Raw genomic sequence first — 17,133 nt, 5'->3', positions numbered from 1 at the left:
CGCTAGGTTGCGCGCCGCGAACCCGTAGACCGGCAACTGATCAGTTTCTAAACCTGCAGCCTGCAAGCGCCTATCGCAGACAAGCGGCACCCATATCGCTCGCGAACGCTCAGCTTAGGTCAGCTTGGGTGCCTTTCGAACTAGAACGTTGTCCATTCTTCGAGATGGCCGGCAGCCTTATAGCTGCTTGTAGCCACTCTGGGGCTGGAAATCGGAGACTTGTTCCAGCTTGATGTGGCGGGTTTCGGCGCACCGACACGGCCCGTGTTGAATTTCGCCGCAGCTTGCGTCAGCTGATTGATTTCAACCGACAGACTGCGGGCAGCGGCTGAAGTTTGCTCGACCATGGCGGCATTCTTCTGAGTTGTCTGGTCCATCGCGGTTACGGTGGAGCTGATCTCCGTGATCGCACTAGCCTGGGCGCTGTTGTCCTTAGCCATGTCGCCTAGCAGCCCGTGAACCTCTGCTACGTCTCCCGATATGCCAGCGAACACGCCGTCGACCTTCCGCACCATTTCGACCGCGGAGATGATCTCCGTCTGAGTCGTGGTGAGCTGATCACGTGCTCGCCCTGCTTCCTCTTCCGCTCGCATTGCCAGTGCCGACACGAGGTCGGCCACCACGGCGAAACCACGGCCCGCCTCCCCTGCCCGCCCAGCTTCTACAGCGGCGTTCATGGCCAGCACCCGCGTTTGGAACGCGATCTTGTCGAGGCCCTCAATGACGCTGTCGATCCCCTTGGCACTATCCGAGACGCGGCTCATGGCCGAAACTGCGTCGTCAGCGGTCTCTCGGCCTCCAGAAACGGTGGCAATGGCTGCGTCTGCGCGCTGGACCGTGCGAGCAGCGGCGGCAGCCGTCAGCTTCAGGCGCTGGTCCATCTGCGCGATTGCAGCCGTTGTTTCCTCTAAGTTCGAGGCATTTGCCTCGGTCCGCCTGGCCAGATCTTCCGATGCATGCGCAATTTCCTGGGCGCCCGTGTCGATGGTGTCGGCGCTGGTAGAGACAGCACTAATGAGCTCGCGGAGGGCCTCGAGGGTAAGATTGTAGTCGTCGCGCAGGCCTGCATATGCTGGCGGAAATTGCTGGTCGATGGACGCGGTGAGATCGCCGGCGCGCAAAAGCCGCAGGCGCTCACCCAGGATCTTGACGATCTCCGCTTGCTCTTGCGCCAGCCGTTTCTGTTCGACGGCCGCGTCGCGGAACGTCAGCATGGCCGTAGTCATCCGGCCGACGCAATCCTTATAGTGCGTGAAGGCGATAGGGCTGTGAAGGTCACCCGCCGCAAGGCCCTCCATTCGAACCACGGTCTCCACATATGGATCAGCGATGGCAGCTCGGAATTTCGATGCCACGGCAGCGGCCGCGGCGATGGCGATCAGATCCACAACGATCCGGATCCACCCAGCGTCAAAGAGCGACACGATTTCCAGGAGCAGCATGACTCCGATCATTGCGCCAAAGGCAAGCATCAGCTTCTTCCTGATCGGCAGCTCGACCTTGAACCATTCCATCATCGACAACCTCCCGCGGCCGTCCCGTGAGAGACGTTTCGGGAGGTCTATGAGACGACTGGTTGAGAAATCTTCCTCTCAGCGCATAGGTATTTCACCTGCGCGTGTTGAGGAACAGCACTTAGGCGGCGGCCTTTGGAAGCCGGTTGGAGTTGCCGAACGGCATAAAGTGGGCGCAAATCCGCTAACGGCAGCAGTCGCCACATCAAGCTTCGTCTCTCACAGAAAACAGGCTTGCAATAGATGCTTCAAGCTCATCTCGCCGAAAGGGCTTTACGAGCCGGCTTATGCTCGAGTCTACGCCATCGAGATCAGCATATCCTGATACCAAAAGGAGAGGTATGTGCGGATGAGTATTTCGAAGCTGCTGCGCGAATTGAGTGCCGGTCATCCCAGTCATGAGATGGTCGGTTATCACTAGGTCTACTGGATCCCTCTCAATTCTCAGCGTTGCCTCTTCCGCAGAGGCTGCTTCGATCACGGCAAAGCCCAAATCGATCAACATGGCCGCCGTGCTGTCGCGGACGACTTCTTCATCGTCGATCAACAGAACCTTCCCACGCGGAGAGCTGGGCGAGGCGAGCGCCGGCGTTTCTGAGGCGATGGCCGCGGCGGCGTCGCTCCGAGGCAGCCACAGCTCAACATTGGTCCCCAAGCCAAGCCTGCTCTGGATGAACAGTCCTCCGCCGAGTTGGGAAGCAAGTCCATGTACCATGGACAGCCCCAGACCGGTCCCCTTGCCTACCCCTTTGGTCGAGAAGAACGGCTCGACGGCCCTCGCGAGCGTTACCGGATCCATGCCTAATCCATCGTCCGAGACAGAAAGGCGGACATACACGCCCGCTTGCAACCCAGGGCGGTCGATTGAGCTCACATCCTCAGTACGCGCCGAGATCCGAAGGGTCCCGCCATCCGGCATAGCGTCGCGGGCGTTGACGCTCAAGTTTAGCAGCGCCATCTCAAGTTGGTTGGGATCTGCACGTACCGCAGGCGTATCGTTTGGCACATCGACCACAACCCTGATCTGCGGGCCGGTTGTGCTCGCCACCAGTTCGGCCATGCCCCCAACCAGCACCGTCAGGTCTACAGCGACAGTCTGAAGCGGCTGACGGCGGGCGAAAGCAAGTAGACGCTGCACCAGCGTTTTCGCGCGATCGGCCGACTGCACTGCGCCCGCAATCAGGCGCTGCTCGCGTTCGCCGCCGAGCCCCCTGCGCTGTAGCATGTCGAGTGTACCCACTATCGGTGTCAGCAAATTGTTGAAGTCGTGGGCAACGCCCCCGGTCAATTGCCCCATTGCCTCCATTTTCTGGCTCTGCCGCAGGGCTTCCTGCGCCTGTTCGCGCTCCTGAACGGCGCTTGCCACCCGCGCCTCCAGGGTGGCGTTTAGGTCCTTCAGTGCTGCTTCCGCCTGCTTACGCGCAGTAATCTCGATAGCTGTGCCCGTCACGCGAACACAACGTCCGAGCTCATCGAAAACGCCCTTGCCCTTCGCCGCCACCCAGCGGACAACGCGATCTTCCTTGCCTACCGTCCGATACTCGACGTCATAGACTGCCCGGAGAGCTGGGTCAGTCGCTGCCGCGAAGGCTGCACTTGTTGCGTCACGGTCATCGGGGTGAAGGCCCTGGTAGAAATCAAGCATGCTAACGGGAACGTCGGCCGAGATGCCAAACAGCTCCTTGGTGCGGCGTGGCCAAATCAGCCGATCGCCGATCATGTCCACATCCCAGAAGCCTACCTCAGCATGCTCCACGGCAAGGCGTAGGCGCTCCTCGCTCTCTCGCAGGCGGGCCTCTGCCCCCACCCGCTCGATATGCGACCAGCAGCGATCGACCACTTCGCGCACGAGCATGAGCTCCGCAGAGGTCCACTCGCGCGGCGTGTTTTGGTGAACCGCCATCATTGCCGTGAGACGACCGTCTTTGATCAGGGGACAACAGACGATTGCCTGGATCCCGATGGACTGGAACATGTCGCGGCCATCACCAGGAGCAAGCTCGCGATCGACATCGCAAACGACAAGCACCCTTCCGTCGCGCAAGCCTATAGCTGCGCGCGTGCCGAACAGGTCCAGGCTGTACTCGCCGGCAGATGTCGAGACACCCGGCGCACTGTAGTCTGCGCGGATCCAAAAGCGATCGCCGTCTGCGTCCACGTCGGCGTACGCGCAGCGGGAGACTTCCAACATCTGGCCTAAAAGCCTGGTGGCCGTCTGCATTGCCGCCGCGGCGTCTGCAGCCCCGAACAGTTGCTGATCGAGCTCCGCAAGGAAGCGCAGCCGCCCTTCACTTTCTCTCAGCCCCTCCTCTACGTCGTGCTCCAGAGTGCGGTCTCGGAAGATCTTGAGGAAGCCGCCATGATCGGCCGCGAGCGGCATTGTCACGCCCGAGCCCCAAAAATGGCTGCCATCCTTCCGCACGTGCCAACGCTCGTTTTGCGCACGGCCTTCCAAACCGGCGCGCCGCATCTCCGCCTCGGGTGCACCCACCTCTCTGTCTTCGGTGGTGAAGATGATTGCGCCGGGTCTTCCGATAATCTCTTCGCGCGAGTAGCCGACGATCTGGATGGCGCCCGCGTTCCATCCGGTGACAAGCCCATGACGGTCAAGCGTGACGATAGCGAAGTCGTCGGCTCCCTCCACGATCTGGCGATATCGCGCCTGCCCTCTTAGGAGCTCTGCGTGCGTCATGGCACGTTGAAGAACTAGGCCAACGGTTCGGACAACGAAGTCAACGATCTCGAGGTCGGCCTCCGAAGGGGACCGCTGCTGGCGGTAATACATGGCAAACGTGCCGAGAACGGCGCCACTTGGAGCATGGATCGGGATCGACCAGCAAGCCGCCAGCCCATGCTCGGCGGCAAGGTCCCGATAGTTCATCCACAGGGGATCGGACGCGATGTCGGATACGAACACCGGCTCGTTGCGGCAGACCGCGCTTCCGCACGATCCTACGGACGGTCCAATCTCGATCCCGTCCACCACTTCATTGTAAGCCGCAGGCAGACTGGGAGCGGCTCCATGACGAAGATGCTTTCCATCTGCGTCTACCAGGAGGATGGATCCCAGCATGCCAGAATTGGCGAGCTCCTCCATCTCGAGCACAATGGCGGCTAAAGTCTCGGGAAGCGGGGCCTCCTCTACGGCAAGCTCTAGGACCCGGCTTTGTACCGCGCCTAGTTTGGCGGCACGATCACGAGCCTTTTGCAGACGGGCATTCTCAAGCGCCAAGGTAGCTAGGCGACCTAAGCTTTCCAGCTTGTCGATGACGTGGGCTGCGTGTCGCTTGGGCTCTGCCCAATAGGCCCCGAGCGCAGCAGTGGCTTTCGGTCGACCAATCGGGACGAGCACCAGACTGCGAACGAACGTACGAGTGTACGCCTCTTGAGGCACGCGATCGTCGAGAAGAACGTCCTCGATCACGACCGTTTTGCCGTGACGCATGGCCCAGCCGGAAACGCAGGAAGCGCTTGGGAAACTCTGGCCCGTCCAGAGCGGCGAGACAGCATCCTCCGCGACGTAGCAACATTGGTCGCCCTCGTGCAGGACAACCGTAATGCCTTCAGCACCGACCAGGTTACGCGCGGTGGCGCGCAGTACCTCCACGACATCCTCTGTTGAACGGGCTGCGACGAGCCGTTCTGCAGTTTGAAGCAAGGCGTCCAAGCCGGTGTCGCTTCCCTGTTCGGTACCGTCATCGCTCATTTGACGAGACCGCTTGAATAGATCGATGAAACGACGGGCATTTGAAACCCTTAGAGGATGTTCGTCGCTGCGTCTCTCAATTCTTCGTGCCCGAAACGGTCCTGTGCGGCGGCGGAGAGCGGCAGTCGCCTGCCGTCCTACTGACGTAGGCTTCGTAGAAGCTCTTCAGGAGTCGTGCGCGGCAGGAAGTGGGCACGCAGCTGGTCAGGCTCCCCATGCCCTACCGCGGCTCACCCGCTAAAACCATGCAAGAGGCCCCTGCCCTACACTCTGTTGCTGCGTTCAGCGGATGGCAACTACTTTGACGGCGACAGCATCAGCAATCTTTTCCAATTCTGACCTTTCGTCGACGTGGGTAGGCCATCCCGCTTCGCGAGAGCGAGACAGAACCGCTGAGCCACGCTCAATTCAAAGAGATTACGCCTTTGAAGACTGTGTTAAATGAGACCGCCGATCGCTCAACTCAGCGTCAGGTCGCAGATTGCCCCTGAGCCGTGGCCGGTCGGAAGCGGTAAACGGTCCCACGGGAGATGCCGAGTTGCCTTGCAACGTGGGTAGGCTTCACGCCGTCAGCCAGCAGCGCCTTGATCGCATCGGGGTCGATATGCGCCTTGCCACCCTTGTAAACTCCGCGCGCTTTCGCGGCCTCGGTCCCCTCAGCCTGTCGCTCGCGCCGGAGGTTGGTCTCGAATTCAGCGAAGACCCCCAGCATGTCCAGGAATGCTTTGCCAGCAGCGGTGCCGGTGTCGATTGGCTGTTCCGTTGCCTTGAGGGTGACCCCCCTGCCCTTCAATTCATGGACGATGTCTTGCAGGTCCTTCATCGACCGAGCGAGCCGGTCGATGCGAGTCACTACCAACGTGTCGCCGAGCCGCAGGAAGTCGAGGAGCGTCTGCAACTCGGTGCGCCCACCTCGTGCAGATCCGGACTTCTTCTCAGAGCGTATCGTTTGGCAGCCTGCTGCGCGTAGAGCTTCTTCCTGGATACTGAGCCTGATCGACCGTCGATACGCGTGCGTAACCAAAAAATGCCATATGAGCCTCAACTGTTCAGTCAGCCTCTAGACCCTTGCAGCGAACTGTTCAATATCCCTGCAGGAGACCCTGTTTGAACGGAGGTTGTGTATACGTCGAAGTGTCCTGTCCGGGTATGCCTCAAGCGACCTTGGTGGCGACACCGATTTTGTTGACCTCAGAACGCAAGGCGAGACGTGTCGCGCAGACCGTCTGCCGGATGTTCGTGAGAAAGCACGGTGGGGCGGATTGCCTCAGTGACACTTCCAATCAGCACACCTAAGTAACCAGGAGTGAAAGCAATCCGTGCTGCTCTGCGCGGCCATGCTGTTGCTGAAGCTGCTGCTACCTACGGGCTACATGCGGCTCACACCGTTTGACCTGCCCTCCTGTTTCTTTTCAATAGGATGGTGAAGCAGGAAAGCCATTTGGTACCTGATCACTTAGGCAGCCACCGCTTTCATCATGTCCCCAACTTTGTTTGTGAGAGCTTCGAGCGTGAAAGGCTTCGTCAGCAGCTCCATGCCTGGTTCCAAGTGACCGTTTCCAACCGCTGCGTTCTCGGCGAAGCCGGTGATAAACAGCACCTTCAACCCTGGGCGAAGCCGGCGCGCCTCGTCGGCCACCTGTCGACCGTTCATACCATTGGGTAGACCCACGTCCGTAATCAGCAGTTCAATGCGAGCCCCGGATTGCAGAACCTTTATGCCGGCCGCGCCATCAGCCGCTCCAATCACGGTGTAGCCGAGACCATCAAGCACCTCGTCGATCAGGTGCCGGATTGTGGCCTCGTCATCGACCACCAGAACGGTTTGGCCCGAAGCGCTTTCCATCGCCGCGGCCTTAAAATCGAATTCGTCATGGTCCGCTTCTCCATGATGCCGCGGTAGGTAGATGCAGACGGTCGTGCCCTGCCCGACCTCCGAGTAGATGCGCACCTGACCACCCGATTGCTGGGCAAAGCCATAGATCATGGACAGGCCGAGCCCTGTGCCCTGCCCAATAGGCTTGGTCGTGTAGAACGGGTCGAATGCTCGGGCGATCACCTCCGGCGTCATGCCTACGCCGGTGTCGGTCACACACACCGAGATATATTGCCCGGGTGGCAGATCGCGTGTCTTGGAGGTGAGCCCGTCGATCCACTTGTTTGCGGTTTCGATGACGATCCGCCCTCCTTCGGGCATGGCGTCGCGAGCGTTGATGCACAGGTTCAGCACGGCGTTCTCAAGCTGGCCCGCATCGATTTCTGCTGGCCAGAGTCCTGCCGCTCCGACGATCTCGATATCGGCTGTCGCTCCGACTGTGCGGCGCAACATCTCCTCTAGCCCCATGATTAGCCGGTTCACGTCGGTTGGCTTGGGATCGAGCGTTTGCCGGCGAGAGAAGGCGAGCAGACGCTGCGTGAGGTTGGCGGCACGCCGCCCGGCGCCTTGTGCCGCGGTGATGAAGCGATCCAGGTCATCGATCCGGCCGCGTGCAACGCGAGACTGGAGCAGTTCGAGATTGCCCATCATGCCGGTCAGCAGGTTGTTGAAGTCGTGGGCCAGCCCGCCCGTGAGCTGCCCGACCGCCTCCATTTTCTGCGACTGGCGCAGCGCCTCACCCTGTTCCCGCTCGACCGTGACGTGTCGTCCCGAGCAGTAGACCTTGCCGCTCTCGAACGTAGCCGTCCAGCCGAACCAACGATATGATCCGTCCTTATGCCGATAGCGGTTTTCGTACGGGATCACCATCGGGCGCGCCATGATATCGCCGAACGCGACGAGCGAACGTTCAAGATCGTCGGGATGCACGTAGTCCGTGAACGGCTTGCCGATCAGTTCGTGCCGCTTCCAGCCCAAAACTGACGTCCACATCGGGTTGACGTTCTGAAACAGTCCGTCTGGCGAGGTGATCGCTAGCAGTTCCTGAGCAAGCTGCCATGATCGATTAAACTCTGCTGTGCGCTCGACGACCTGCTGTTCCAAACTTTCATTAAGGTCGCGAAGACGTGCCTCACTTTCGCGCAGTGCCGCTTCTATCTCGCGGCGTGCGCTGATGTTACTGGCGGCGCCGAACCACTCGACGATCTCGCCTGCATTATCGAGTAACGGCACCGCACGGGACAGCGTCCAGCCCACCGTGCCATCCCCACGAATGACGCGATGTTCCAGATCGAACGTCTTCTTTTCCCGGATCGCGTCTTCGATGGCCGCCGTGACCGCTTCCTGGTCACTCTCTGGAATGTAGGCCAGCAACCACGATCGATTGGGATGGGATGATGGCGTGGTGGGGAGGAAGCCGCCCCCGTCAAGCTCCTTCATCTCGCCCCAATCAGGGCTCATCCGGTACAGGACGTCCGAACTCGCCTTAGTAAGCAGGGCAAGGCGGGATTCGCTTTCCCGTAGACGCTGCTCAACGTCGGCTGCGGTTTCAGTCTGATCCGGCATAAAGTCCTCAACGCGCTGAACAGCTTATGTTTCTGTACCGCCGTGGCCTCATGCGCAACGTCCTGGTCGCACCAAAAAGCCTGATTGTTAAGGCCAACCTCGCTTGAGGGCACGCGTTGCTCGGCGGCAGCGACTGAGCTGGCCGAGACGACCATACTCAGCACCGGGCCGTGTGATCGGCCTTGCCGATTGCTCCCGCAAACGAACCCACACCTGGAAAGTCGCCCCTGCGGCCGCGCCAGCTGTCGTTCGGGTAACCTGGTTCCTAAAATCCGTTCCCAAATGCGTTTGCCAACATGGTCTGTCGGAGACGGAGTTGCGGGAAAAACCGCGCTTAAGTAATAGCCGTTGCAGGTAGCCAGCGCGCCGGTCTGAACGTCTGGGTTGAGCGATAGCGGAAGGTCCGCTTTCGAGGTGCGGTCGCCCCCTTCCCTTGCCGCCTCCCTTACTCCAGCCTGCACCGCGACGCCGATCGATCCTATGCCGGTACTTCTGGCCGATGCTTTTGCATCGAAATCCGAGCGACAAAATTTGGGCAACGGGGGCTTGGTCCTCCTGAAGTCTGAGCCGAAGAGGACCATACGGCGCCTACTCAGACGGCACCTCTGAGGCCTTGACTGCTGCCAACGAAGAGCTCCAACGTGCTGATACGTAATCGCGTCTTGAAACCTCAGGCGACGTGAGCCGCCTGCCACGGGCGACCGCCGAGATTGGGTGGCGAACGGAAAGCCTCGGAGGCATCATTCCGACTGACGTTTTCGCGGCCAGGCGCTAAATACCGGGCATGCCACTTGAATTCGATCCTGCGTTCGATCCCGCAACCGCATTCCTCACCGGGGGCGGCGAGATGGGTGCACTGATGCGATCGCACGATTGGGCCGCAACGCCGTTAGGCCCTCCCGCAGATTGGCCGTTATCGCTGAAGGCGGTGTTGTCAGCCTGCCTGAATTCTCCATTGCTCGGTACGGTCCTCTGGGGACCCGATCTGCTGTTCCTTTACAACGACGCGTATATTCCCTCGTTGCAGGACCGGCACCCCGCTGCTCTCGGTCGACCGGTTTCTGAAGTTTGGGGAGAATCATGGGAACAGGTTGCACCGCCTTTTCTCTTGGCGATGGAGACAGGCGAGGGTTTCGCCAGCGAGAACGTTCAGATCGGCATCATTCGCGACGGTACGCTGAAGCAGACCATCTGGGACTTCACCGCCTCAGCAATCCGCGGCGAAGATGGTCGCATCGTTGGTCTGCTCAACCAAGGGGTCGAGATCACCGAGCGGGTACGCGCATTACGCGCTTTGGAAGCAAGCGAGGCTGAGCTCCTGGGACTGAACGACACTCTCCAGGAACGGATAATCGCCATCGCTGCCGAGCGTGATCGGCTCTGGCAGGTTTCCCGCGACCCCTTCGTGATCTGCGATCTGGATGGGCGCTGGGTCGACACTAGCCCGGTGTGGGAGGATCTGCTTGGCTACAGCCGGGAGGAGCTGATCGGGCGTACATCCCAGTGGATGGAGCATCCCGACGATGTCGTGAAGAGCCGGGCTGAGGTCAGGGAGGTGGCGAGCGGCGGCAGTACCCGCCAGTTTGTTCAACGCCTGCGGAGTAGAGACGGGCAGTACCGTTCATTTTCCTGGACGGCCGTCCTTGACGGTGAGCGCTTCTACTGCGTCGCCCGAGATGTAACCGATGAGATAGAGCTGGCGGCTGCTCTCCGACTTTATCGAGACATCGTCGAGTCCGACACCTCGCCGGTCGTTGCCTGGGGCAAAGACCTGAGACTGATCGCGTTCAACAAGGCGCACAGTGAGGCTTATCTAAGGGTCTACGGCATTGAGCAGCAGGTCGGTGATTCCCTGACCGAGCAGTTCGTGCCCGAGCAGGCCGTCATCCTAAAAAGCTTCATGGAGCGCGCGCTTGCGGGCGAGAGGTTCAATGTCCGCGAAGAGTTCGGTGACCCCGCGCTGGAGAGGCCGTCTTGGGATATCGTTTATAGCCCGCTTTGCGACGCGTCCGGTAAAATCGTAGGCGCTTTCCATCATGCCAAAGATATCACAGCTGAGGTGCAGGCTGCGGCCGAGCTGGCGTTGACGCAGGACGCCCTGCGGCAGTCACAGAAGATGGAGGCGGTCGGCCAGCTCACGGGCGGGCTGGCCCATGACTTCAACAACCTACTCACTGGGGTGATGGGCAATCTCGAGCTTCTTCAAATGCGGGTCGCCCGCGGCCGCTTAGACGATCTCGACCGCTTTATCACAGCGGCACAAGGTGCTGGTCGCCGCGCGGCCGCTCTAACACAGCGCCTGCTCGCCTTTTCTCGCCGGCAGACGCTTGATCCTAAGCCCACCGACGTCAACCAGCTGATCACCGGTCTCGAGGAGATGCTGCACCGGACGGTCGGCTCCACGGCTCAGATCGAGATTGTCGGGGCAGTCGGGCTCTGGGCAGCGAACATAGACGCGAGCCAGCTTGAAAACGCCATCATCAACCTGTGCATCAACGGTCGCGACGCCATGCCTGAAGGAGGCAAGCTCACCATCCAGACCGCCAACGAGTGGATCGACGAGCGTGCTGGCCGCGAACGTGATTTGCCGCCCGGTCAATATATCTCGATCGCTGTCTCCGACAATGGCACGGGCATGTCCCCGACCACGATCGAGCGAGCATTCGAGCCTTTCTACACGACTAAGCCGATCGGTCAGGGGACGGGACTTGGCCTATCGATGATATACGGTTTTTCCCGCCAGTCGGGTGGCCAAGTCCGTATCCATTCCGAGCTTGGGCAAGGCACGACCGTACGCTTGTACCTGCCGCGCTATCACGGCGACGCTGAGAATGCCGGACTGCAGGACATGAAAGCTTTGGCTTCCAGCACCGAAAGACAGACCGTGCTCGTCGTGGACGACGAGGCAACAATTCGCCACCTCATTGATGAGGTGCTTGACTATCTCGGCTACACCGTCATCGGAGCCGGCGATGGAGCGGCCGGGATCAAGGTGCTGCAATCGAGCGCCAGGATTGACCTCCTCATCACCGACGTAGGTCTGCCGAACGGCATGAACGGCCGACAGGTCGCCGATGAAGCGCGGCGATTGCGCCCTGGCCTTAGAGTGCTTTTCATAACGGGCTTTGCCGAGAATGCGGCAGTCGGCAACGGCCATCTCGAGCCCGGCATGGAGTTGTTGACGAAGCCGTTCACATTGGAGGCTTTGTCTATAAAGGTCGCCGACATCCTCAAGTGGTCGGCAAGCTAAACCACTCTAAAGTTCCCTATAGGGTAGCGCGTCATTGATCTACCCTTGTCGCCCGCAACCAGCCAGATCAGGACGGACTCGGCGCGACTGCAGCGTTCGTTGCTCGCCCTCTCACCTGAACGGCAACATGGACGCAGACGAGGGAGGTTCTTGAGCCGTAGACCGCTCTTGATCGTGAAGACGCGCAAGCGGACATCGGCTCTGGCGACCGCCTCGTGCTATCGGGCATCGCGTCCCTACCCTTCTAGCTTCCTTAGCTCCCACTCTTGGTCCTTCGACTGTTTACGACCAACTCAAGACGTTCGCCGATCAGCGCCCGTACGGCTGCTCTTGCCCGCATTCGCCATTCTCGCGTTCATGAGTAGACCGAATGCACGCAGCCACCTCCAAAAACGCGCATAGAACCCTGATTTCGGGAATCTGCGATTTCGCGCCGTAGCCCGATTGGACCGGTTGGCGCATTGCAGCGGCCCGCCTGGGCCACGCGTGCAGCGTTGCTTCGGCTACGCCGGCCAACGTAGCGGGAGACACCGTCGCGTGCCAAGACCGATAAGCCTGCGCTGGTCAACTGCTTGATAGACCCTGCTGACGGCACAGAAAGCGGCCACATCAGCGCCCTCAATTCGCACAGCAGCTTACCCGAACACGGGAAGTAGCGTCGTACCGCACGGATCGGCCTGCTGTTCAAAGCGGGCGGAATGATCAGCCCCGCGCCGCTGGGTAGTCACCTATCTTTCGGCAGCTCCAACGGCAGCGGATGCTTGTTCGGTCATCTGCTTGCAGAGCGTGCGTTCAGACAGTTTCTGTGCCCGAGCATTCTCGGCGAGCAACATCGCCTGGCCCTCGCCGACCTCCTCGGGATGCGCAGGATCAGCCGGGTTCATCAACCCAATGACCTGCGGCCCAACTATGGTGCCGCGCCGGCCAACCTCTTGCTGCGCACGCGCGGCGGGCGTGGCAGTCATTCCGCTCAAGGTCGCAGCCACGATCCTCCGCGCGTTCGCCACATCGCCTGTGTTCGCGAAACCCTTGGCGACGCAATATTCAATAAGGCCCAAGCGATTGTAGGTCGCGCCAAATGCCCTTTGAAGCTGTTCATCGGAAGGCAGGTCCTGTGCCTGCAGACTGCAAACGGAAGCCGTTCCGAGCGCAACCCCGACCATGCGCTTGAGATAAAATGTACGCATCCAACCCTCCTTGGCCGGCGAGGGAACGCTCTTGAACAGGATCCGATGCGGATGAAGTGGGATCACAGGTGGCGTTCGGAGACGAGGTCCGTCTTGCAAGATGGCACGTCGGGTTCAGCAAGCGACTCCCCAAATGCCACGCATGCTGGTGGTAACGCCGCCTTGGTCCACCGTAAGAACCGCGCGACCGCTGCTGCTATCTGTCGCTGCATTCGATGTGGAGCGGCCGGTGGGCTGAATGTGCAGACGGTAACCCGAACAGGAAGCGGTGCCCCGTCCTGTCTCCAGGTCCTCACCCTCTTTCTCGGTCAACCGACACGAGCGTAGGCCCTGCTGATCCCGGAGCATGAGCTCGCTGCCGACAAGCTGGAGATAGTCGTGGCCTGCCCCAGTGAACGTGAACGTGCAGCCTGTCTCCTGCGTCGACTGCGCGTCCTCGTCGCTCAGCGGCACAAGGGGCATCCGCTTCGCACTTGCCTGGACGGCGCTCTGCTGTGGCGGCGTCGCCGCGGCTAAGGTCACTGCGGCTGCGCTGACCAAGACTGCACGAACTAACAGCATTCTTCTCCGTGTCGCGGGACAGGTCTGGCAGACAGCTGGTTCCTACGCCTTTGGCAAGGCCGAAAAGCCACCGCATCTAGCGCGGACCGGCGGACCATTTCGCCTCACTCTGCCTCCAGATATCTCGCGGCGGCCCCGATTGCACGTCGCTGCGGATCGGCTAGAGGCGTTGGCCTGCCGCGGGGTATGTCGCTCGCGGAGGTGAGCCCAGGACGGTCGACCGGATGATGCGAATGCTATCCAATGTCCTTTTCGCGCTTGCGGCGCTGACGGGCGTGTGCGCGATGCTCGTCTATGGGTATCTCGTCCAACTAGCCTGCGGCTACGCCCCCGGCGCGACGAGCTGCAGCGGAGCGCCGTGGGACCTGACGACAGATGACCGCTTCTGGCTGATCGGCATGCCGGCTATCGCGATTGCCAGCCTCCTTGCCCTCGGAGTGCTGGCAAGGCGGAAGGCTTAACCGAGCAGCTGGACAGTCGCACGGGTCCCTCCGGGGCAAGCATCCCAAATCCCGGTGAACGACCGCCTCCCCGCGAGGGCTCGACAGTTCGGCGCTTTGCCCGGCTGCAGTGTCTGCTCCTTCCGACAGCCGTCGCTCCGCCGAGTAGTTGGGAACGGCAGCTTCGTCCCAACACAGGTCGATCGCGCTCCCGGCAGCTTGCGACCAGAATACGTCGTTTGTCGGTCACGCTTGGAACGGCAGCCTCTGCCAAAACCCATCATCGCTCGGTGCGTACCTGTGTGGCAGTGATGCGCCCACCTTTAGACATCCAGACCGTCAATTAACCTCCCTAAAGCGGACGTGGACGTGCGGGCGCGGCGCCCCTGGTGGCCAAGTAGGGGGTGGAATGCGGCCATGCCCGCTCGCGGGAAGAAAATGGGCAAAGCTGCCGTTGAGCGCAATTCGCCGCGAGGCAAGCCGCGATCATCCTCCTGAGGCCGTAGCTCCCACCTTCTTGACCACAGGCGACGCTTCAAATGGTAGGTCTACCAGCCACCCGAGGGTCGCCGCTTGTCCTGGTAGAACCAAGTCATCCGGCCCCGGCGACGCGCCGGGCTCGAAATAGAGTGAAGTCGGAGAGCAAGCGGCTGGCGCCGCTTGCCTGGAACCGCTGCATGGCTGCACCGTCCATGTGCGCGCGCCACGCAGCCTCGGTCGCCCAAGTCTCGGTAAAGATCAGCACGCGCGGATCGTCGATTGACTGGTTGAGCTCGTAGCGTAGGCACCCAGGCTCGCTCAGGGTCTCGATAACAAGACGTTCCTGTGCCTCGCGCACCCTGGTTTCCTGACCCTCGGCGGCGACGGTCACGGCGATGATGGTGATCGGATCGGTCATGTCAGCCTCAAGCCAGCGAATTGATGAGCCCGCCCTCAACACGGATCGCCGCGCCGTTGGTAGCGGCCGAAATTGGACTGGCGAGATAAGCGACGAGGTTGGCGATCTCTTCAGCCTCGATCATCCGCTGAAGCAGCGAACCCGAGCGAGCGCCCGCGAAGAACTCGGCCTCGGCTTCCTGCGCGGTGGCGTCGGATTTGCTCGCCACGCTCTTCAGGAACTCAACGATTCCTTCGGACCGCGTCGGCCCGGGCATCACCGAATTGACGGTCACTGCGGTGCCGCGGGTGAGGCCCGCCATGCCGCGCGCGATCGACAGCTGCGCCGTCTTGGTCATCGCATAGTGTATCATCGCCGGGTCGACGGCGAGTCCGGTTTCGCTCGAGACGAAGATTACCCGGCCCGACTTCTTTTCTAGCATTCGCGGGAAATAGTGGCGGCTGAGCCGAACTCCGCTCATAACGTTAATGTCGAAATAGTGCAGCCAATCGTCGTCTGTTATCTCGGCGAACGGCTTACTCTCGTAGATGCCCAGATTGTTAACGAGGATATCGACTTGCGCATGTTGCGTGATGACCTTCGCGGCACCTTCGGTGGTGGTGACGTCGGCGAGCACGCCTGCGACCTTGGTGCCCGGCGCGGTGCCGATGTCGGCGACGGCCGCGTTGAGCTTGGCTGGATCGCGCCCGGTTAGAACGACGTCTGCGCCCTCATGCGCGAGTTTGCGTGCAATCTCCAGGCCGATCCCGGCTGTAGATCCCGACACCAGGGCTTTCTTGTTGGTGAGCTTGAGGTCCATCTGTGTTCTCCAATTGCCTCCCCAGCAGCTAGGCTCAGGCCGCTTCGCTCGCTATGTCCCTTGAAGGAACAATATTTGTGAACAGAGGGACCGAATGCCGCGCATAGCGATGGAGCGATCGGGCGAAATGGAGGTTTTCGCGCGGGTCGTGCTCGAGGGCGGCTTCTCGGCCGCAGCGAGGAGCTTGGAACTCACGCCCTCCGCCGTCTCCAAGCTCGTCGCGCGCTTAGAGAGCAGACTGGGAACGCGCCTTCTGGTGCGCACCACTCGCGCTCTCGGACTCACGGAGGAGGGAGCGGCCTATTTTGAGGCCGTGCAGCGCATTCTGCGGGAAATTGCCGTTGCTGATGATACCGCGTCCGGAGGAGCAGTTCGCGGCCGACTGTCGATTAACGCCTCGCTGCCCTTCGGGCGTCTCTTGGTAGCGCCGGCGATCGGCTCGTTCCTGAACAAGCACCCGGAACTGACGATTAGCCTCAGCTTCACCGACGACATCGTGGACCTGGTAACACAGAAAGCCGATATTGCCGTCCGGATGGGAAACCTCGCGGACAGCGCATTGGTTGCCCGCAAGCTTGGAGAGAGCCGACGCCTGGTCTGTGCCGCACCCTCCTATCTCGCGCGCAAGGGAACGCCGTCGCAACCATCAGACCTCCGAGAGCATGACTGCCTTGGATTCAATTTCCGCAAGGCGCACACCGGCTGGCCCATGAAGGTCGGGACCCAGATCATAGAGCAGCCCGTCTCGGGATCGGTACTCGTCAACAATGGCGAGACCTTGCGCCAGATGGCGCTGGAAGGTGTTGGGATTGCACGGCTCGGCCGGTTCCATGTCGAGGAGGACCTTGCTCGCGGCGCCCTCGTCTCCCTACTGGAACAGTACAACCCTGGAGACGTGGAACCCGTGCACGCCATATACGTGCGAGGTGGTCCACCACCCCAACGGGTGAAGGCGTTCATCGATCATTTGGCAGCGAGCGTCAGGGCGTCGGCATTGTTCAGTTGATCGCCGGGTGTGATCGACGGCTACCGACCAGAGTCGGTCGTTCAGATCAGCCCTCGCGAAAGTCAGCTCCTGACAATAGCTGCCAATTGGGTGCTCTAAAGGAGGCTAGAGCAAGGCGCCCACTTCCTGGCGCTCGAAGGGGCTCGCGAGCATGTCAAAAGCGGGCATCGCGGTGATTCGGCGCGCAATCGTCTTCAATGCGCCGGTCTCTGCACGAATGGTGGGACGCGGAAAGGGGCTTCGATGAACCAGCACCCTTGTTCTTTTGACCTCGCTACGTGCTTGAACGGAGGGCGATCAAGCCACTCCTATTAACCAGACAAGCTTATG

General features: G+C 60.9%; 10 protein-coding genes. 3 read left to right on the top strand and 7 right to left on the bottom strand.

Annotated features, from left to right (window positions below; all coding sequences use genetic code 11):
• Window positions 1-140 precede the first annotated feature (140 nt).
• From V7E00_RS17930 to V7E00_RS17915, 4 genes are all read right to left on the bottom strand, one after another.
• Window positions 141-1,517, bottom strand: coding sequence for a methyl-accepting chemotaxis protein (locus V7E00_RS17930; protein WP_333574016.1), 1,377 nt, complete (start codon window positions 1,515-1,517; stop codon window positions 141-143).
• A gap of 202 nt (window positions 1,518-1,719) precedes the next feature.
• Window positions 1,720-5,220: a GAF domain-containing protein gene (locus V7E00_RS17925; protein WP_333574015.1), complete on the bottom strand. Its 3,501-nt coding sequence runs from the start codon at window positions 5,218-5,220 to the stop codon at window positions 1,720-1,722.
• Between the two features lie 469 nt (window positions 5,221-5,689).
• Complete coding sequence (locus tag V7E00_RS17920; RefSeq protein ID WP_333574014.1) at window positions 5,690-6,244, bottom strand: recombinase family protein; 555 nt, start codon at window positions 6,242-6,244, stop codon at window positions 5,690-5,692.
• A 432-nt stretch (window positions 6,245-6,676) separates the two neighbouring features.
• A complete protein-coding gene (locus V7E00_RS17915; protein ID WP_333574013.1) occupies window positions 6,677-8,662 on the bottom strand; it encodes a hybrid sensor histidine kinase/response regulator in 1,986 nt (661 codons plus the stop codon).
• Between the two features lie 784 nt (window positions 8,663-9,446).
• On the opposite strand from V7E00_RS17915, the gene V7E00_RS17910 reads away from it, so the two are divergent.
• Window positions 9,447-11,912 (top strand): PAS domain-containing protein, encoded by a 2,466-nt coding sequence (locus V7E00_RS17910; protein ID WP_333574012.1) that lies wholly within the window; start codon window positions 9,447-9,449, stop codon window positions 11,910-11,912.
• 728 nt (window positions 11,913-12,640) lie between these two features.
• Here the strand turns inward: V7E00_RS17910 and V7E00_RS17905 are convergent.
• The gene (locus tag V7E00_RS17905) at window positions 12,641-13,099 is read right to left on the bottom strand and encodes a hypothetical protein (protein ID WP_333574011.1); all 459 of its coding nucleotides are present in this window, start codon (window positions 13,097-13,099) and stop codon (window positions 12,641-12,643) included.
• 794 nt (window positions 13,100-13,893) lie between these two features.
• On the opposite strand from V7E00_RS17905, the gene V7E00_RS17900 reads away from it, so the two are divergent.
• A complete protein-coding gene (locus tag V7E00_RS17900) occupies window positions 13,894-14,121 on the top strand; it encodes a hypothetical protein (RefSeq protein WP_333574010.1) in 228 nt (75 codons plus the stop codon).
• A gap of 571 nt (window positions 14,122-14,692) precedes the next feature.
• On the opposite strand, the gene V7E00_RS17895 is transcribed toward V7E00_RS17900, so the two are convergent.
• Both V7E00_RS17895 and V7E00_RS17890 read right to left on the bottom strand, forming a co-directional pair.
• Window positions 14,693-14,998, bottom strand: a complete 306-nt coding sequence (locus tag V7E00_RS17895; RefSeq protein ID WP_333574009.1) for a putative quinol monooxygenase — start codon at window positions 14,996-14,998, stop codon at window positions 14,693-14,695.
• Window positions 14,999-15,005: 7 nt separating this feature from the next.
• Window positions 15,006-15,797 carry an SDR family NAD(P)-dependent oxidoreductase gene (locus V7E00_RS17890; RefSeq protein WP_333574008.1) on the bottom strand — a complete coding sequence of 264 codons (792 nt, stop codon included), beginning with the start codon at window positions 15,795-15,797 and terminating at the stop codon, window positions 15,006-15,008.
• 94 nt (window positions 15,798-15,891) lie between these two features.
• On the opposite strand from V7E00_RS17890, the gene V7E00_RS17885 reads away from it, so the two are divergent.
• Window positions 15,892-16,803, top strand: a complete 912-nt coding sequence (locus tag V7E00_RS17885; RefSeq protein WP_333574007.1) for a LysR family transcriptional regulator — start codon at window positions 15,892-15,894, stop codon at window positions 16,801-16,803.
• Window positions 16,804-17,133: the final 330 nt, after the last annotated feature.

The sequence above is a fragment of the Sphingomonas sp. genome (assembly GCF_036731925.1).
Classification (GTDB): domain Bacteria; phylum Pseudomonadota; class Alphaproteobacteria; order Sphingomonadales; family Sphingomonadaceae; genus Sphingomonas.
This window is presented reverse-complemented; position numbering and strand designations above follow the sequence as displayed.

Coding starts and splice junctions, on each gene's coding strand:
- V7E00_RS17930 (WP_333574016.1), bottom strand. CDS start 1,517: ATGATGGAATGGTTCAAGGTCGAGCTGCCGATCAGGAAGAAGCTGATG.
- V7E00_RS17925 (WP_333574015.1), bottom strand. CDS start 5,220: ATGAGCGATGACGGTACCGAACAGGGAAGCGACACCGGCTTGGACGCC.
- V7E00_RS17915 (WP_333574013.1), bottom strand. CDS start 8,662: ATGCCGGATCAGACTGAAACCGCAGCCGACGTTGAGCAGCGTCTACGG.
- V7E00_RS17910 (WP_333574012.1), top strand. CDS start 9,447: ATGCCACTTGAATTCGATCCTGCGTTCGATCCCGCAACCGCATTCCTC.
- V7E00_RS17905 (WP_333574011.1), bottom strand. CDS start 13,099: ATGCGTACATTTTATCTCAAGCGCATGGTCGGGGTTGCGCTCGGAACG.
- V7E00_RS17900 (WP_333574010.1), top strand. CDS start 13,894: ATGCTATCCAATGTCCTTTTCGCGCTTGCGGCGCTGACGGGCGTGTGC.
- V7E00_RS17895 (WP_333574009.1), bottom strand. CDS start 14,998: ATGACCGATCCGATCACCATCATCGCCGTGACCGTCGCCGCCGAGGGT.
- V7E00_RS17890 (WP_333574008.1), bottom strand. CDS start 15,797: ATGGACCTCAAGCTCACCAACAAGAAAGCCCTGGTGTCGGGATCTACA.
- V7E00_RS17885 (WP_333574007.1), top strand. CDS start 15,892: ATGCCGCGCATAGCGATGGAGCGATCGGGCGAAATGGAGGTTTTCGCG.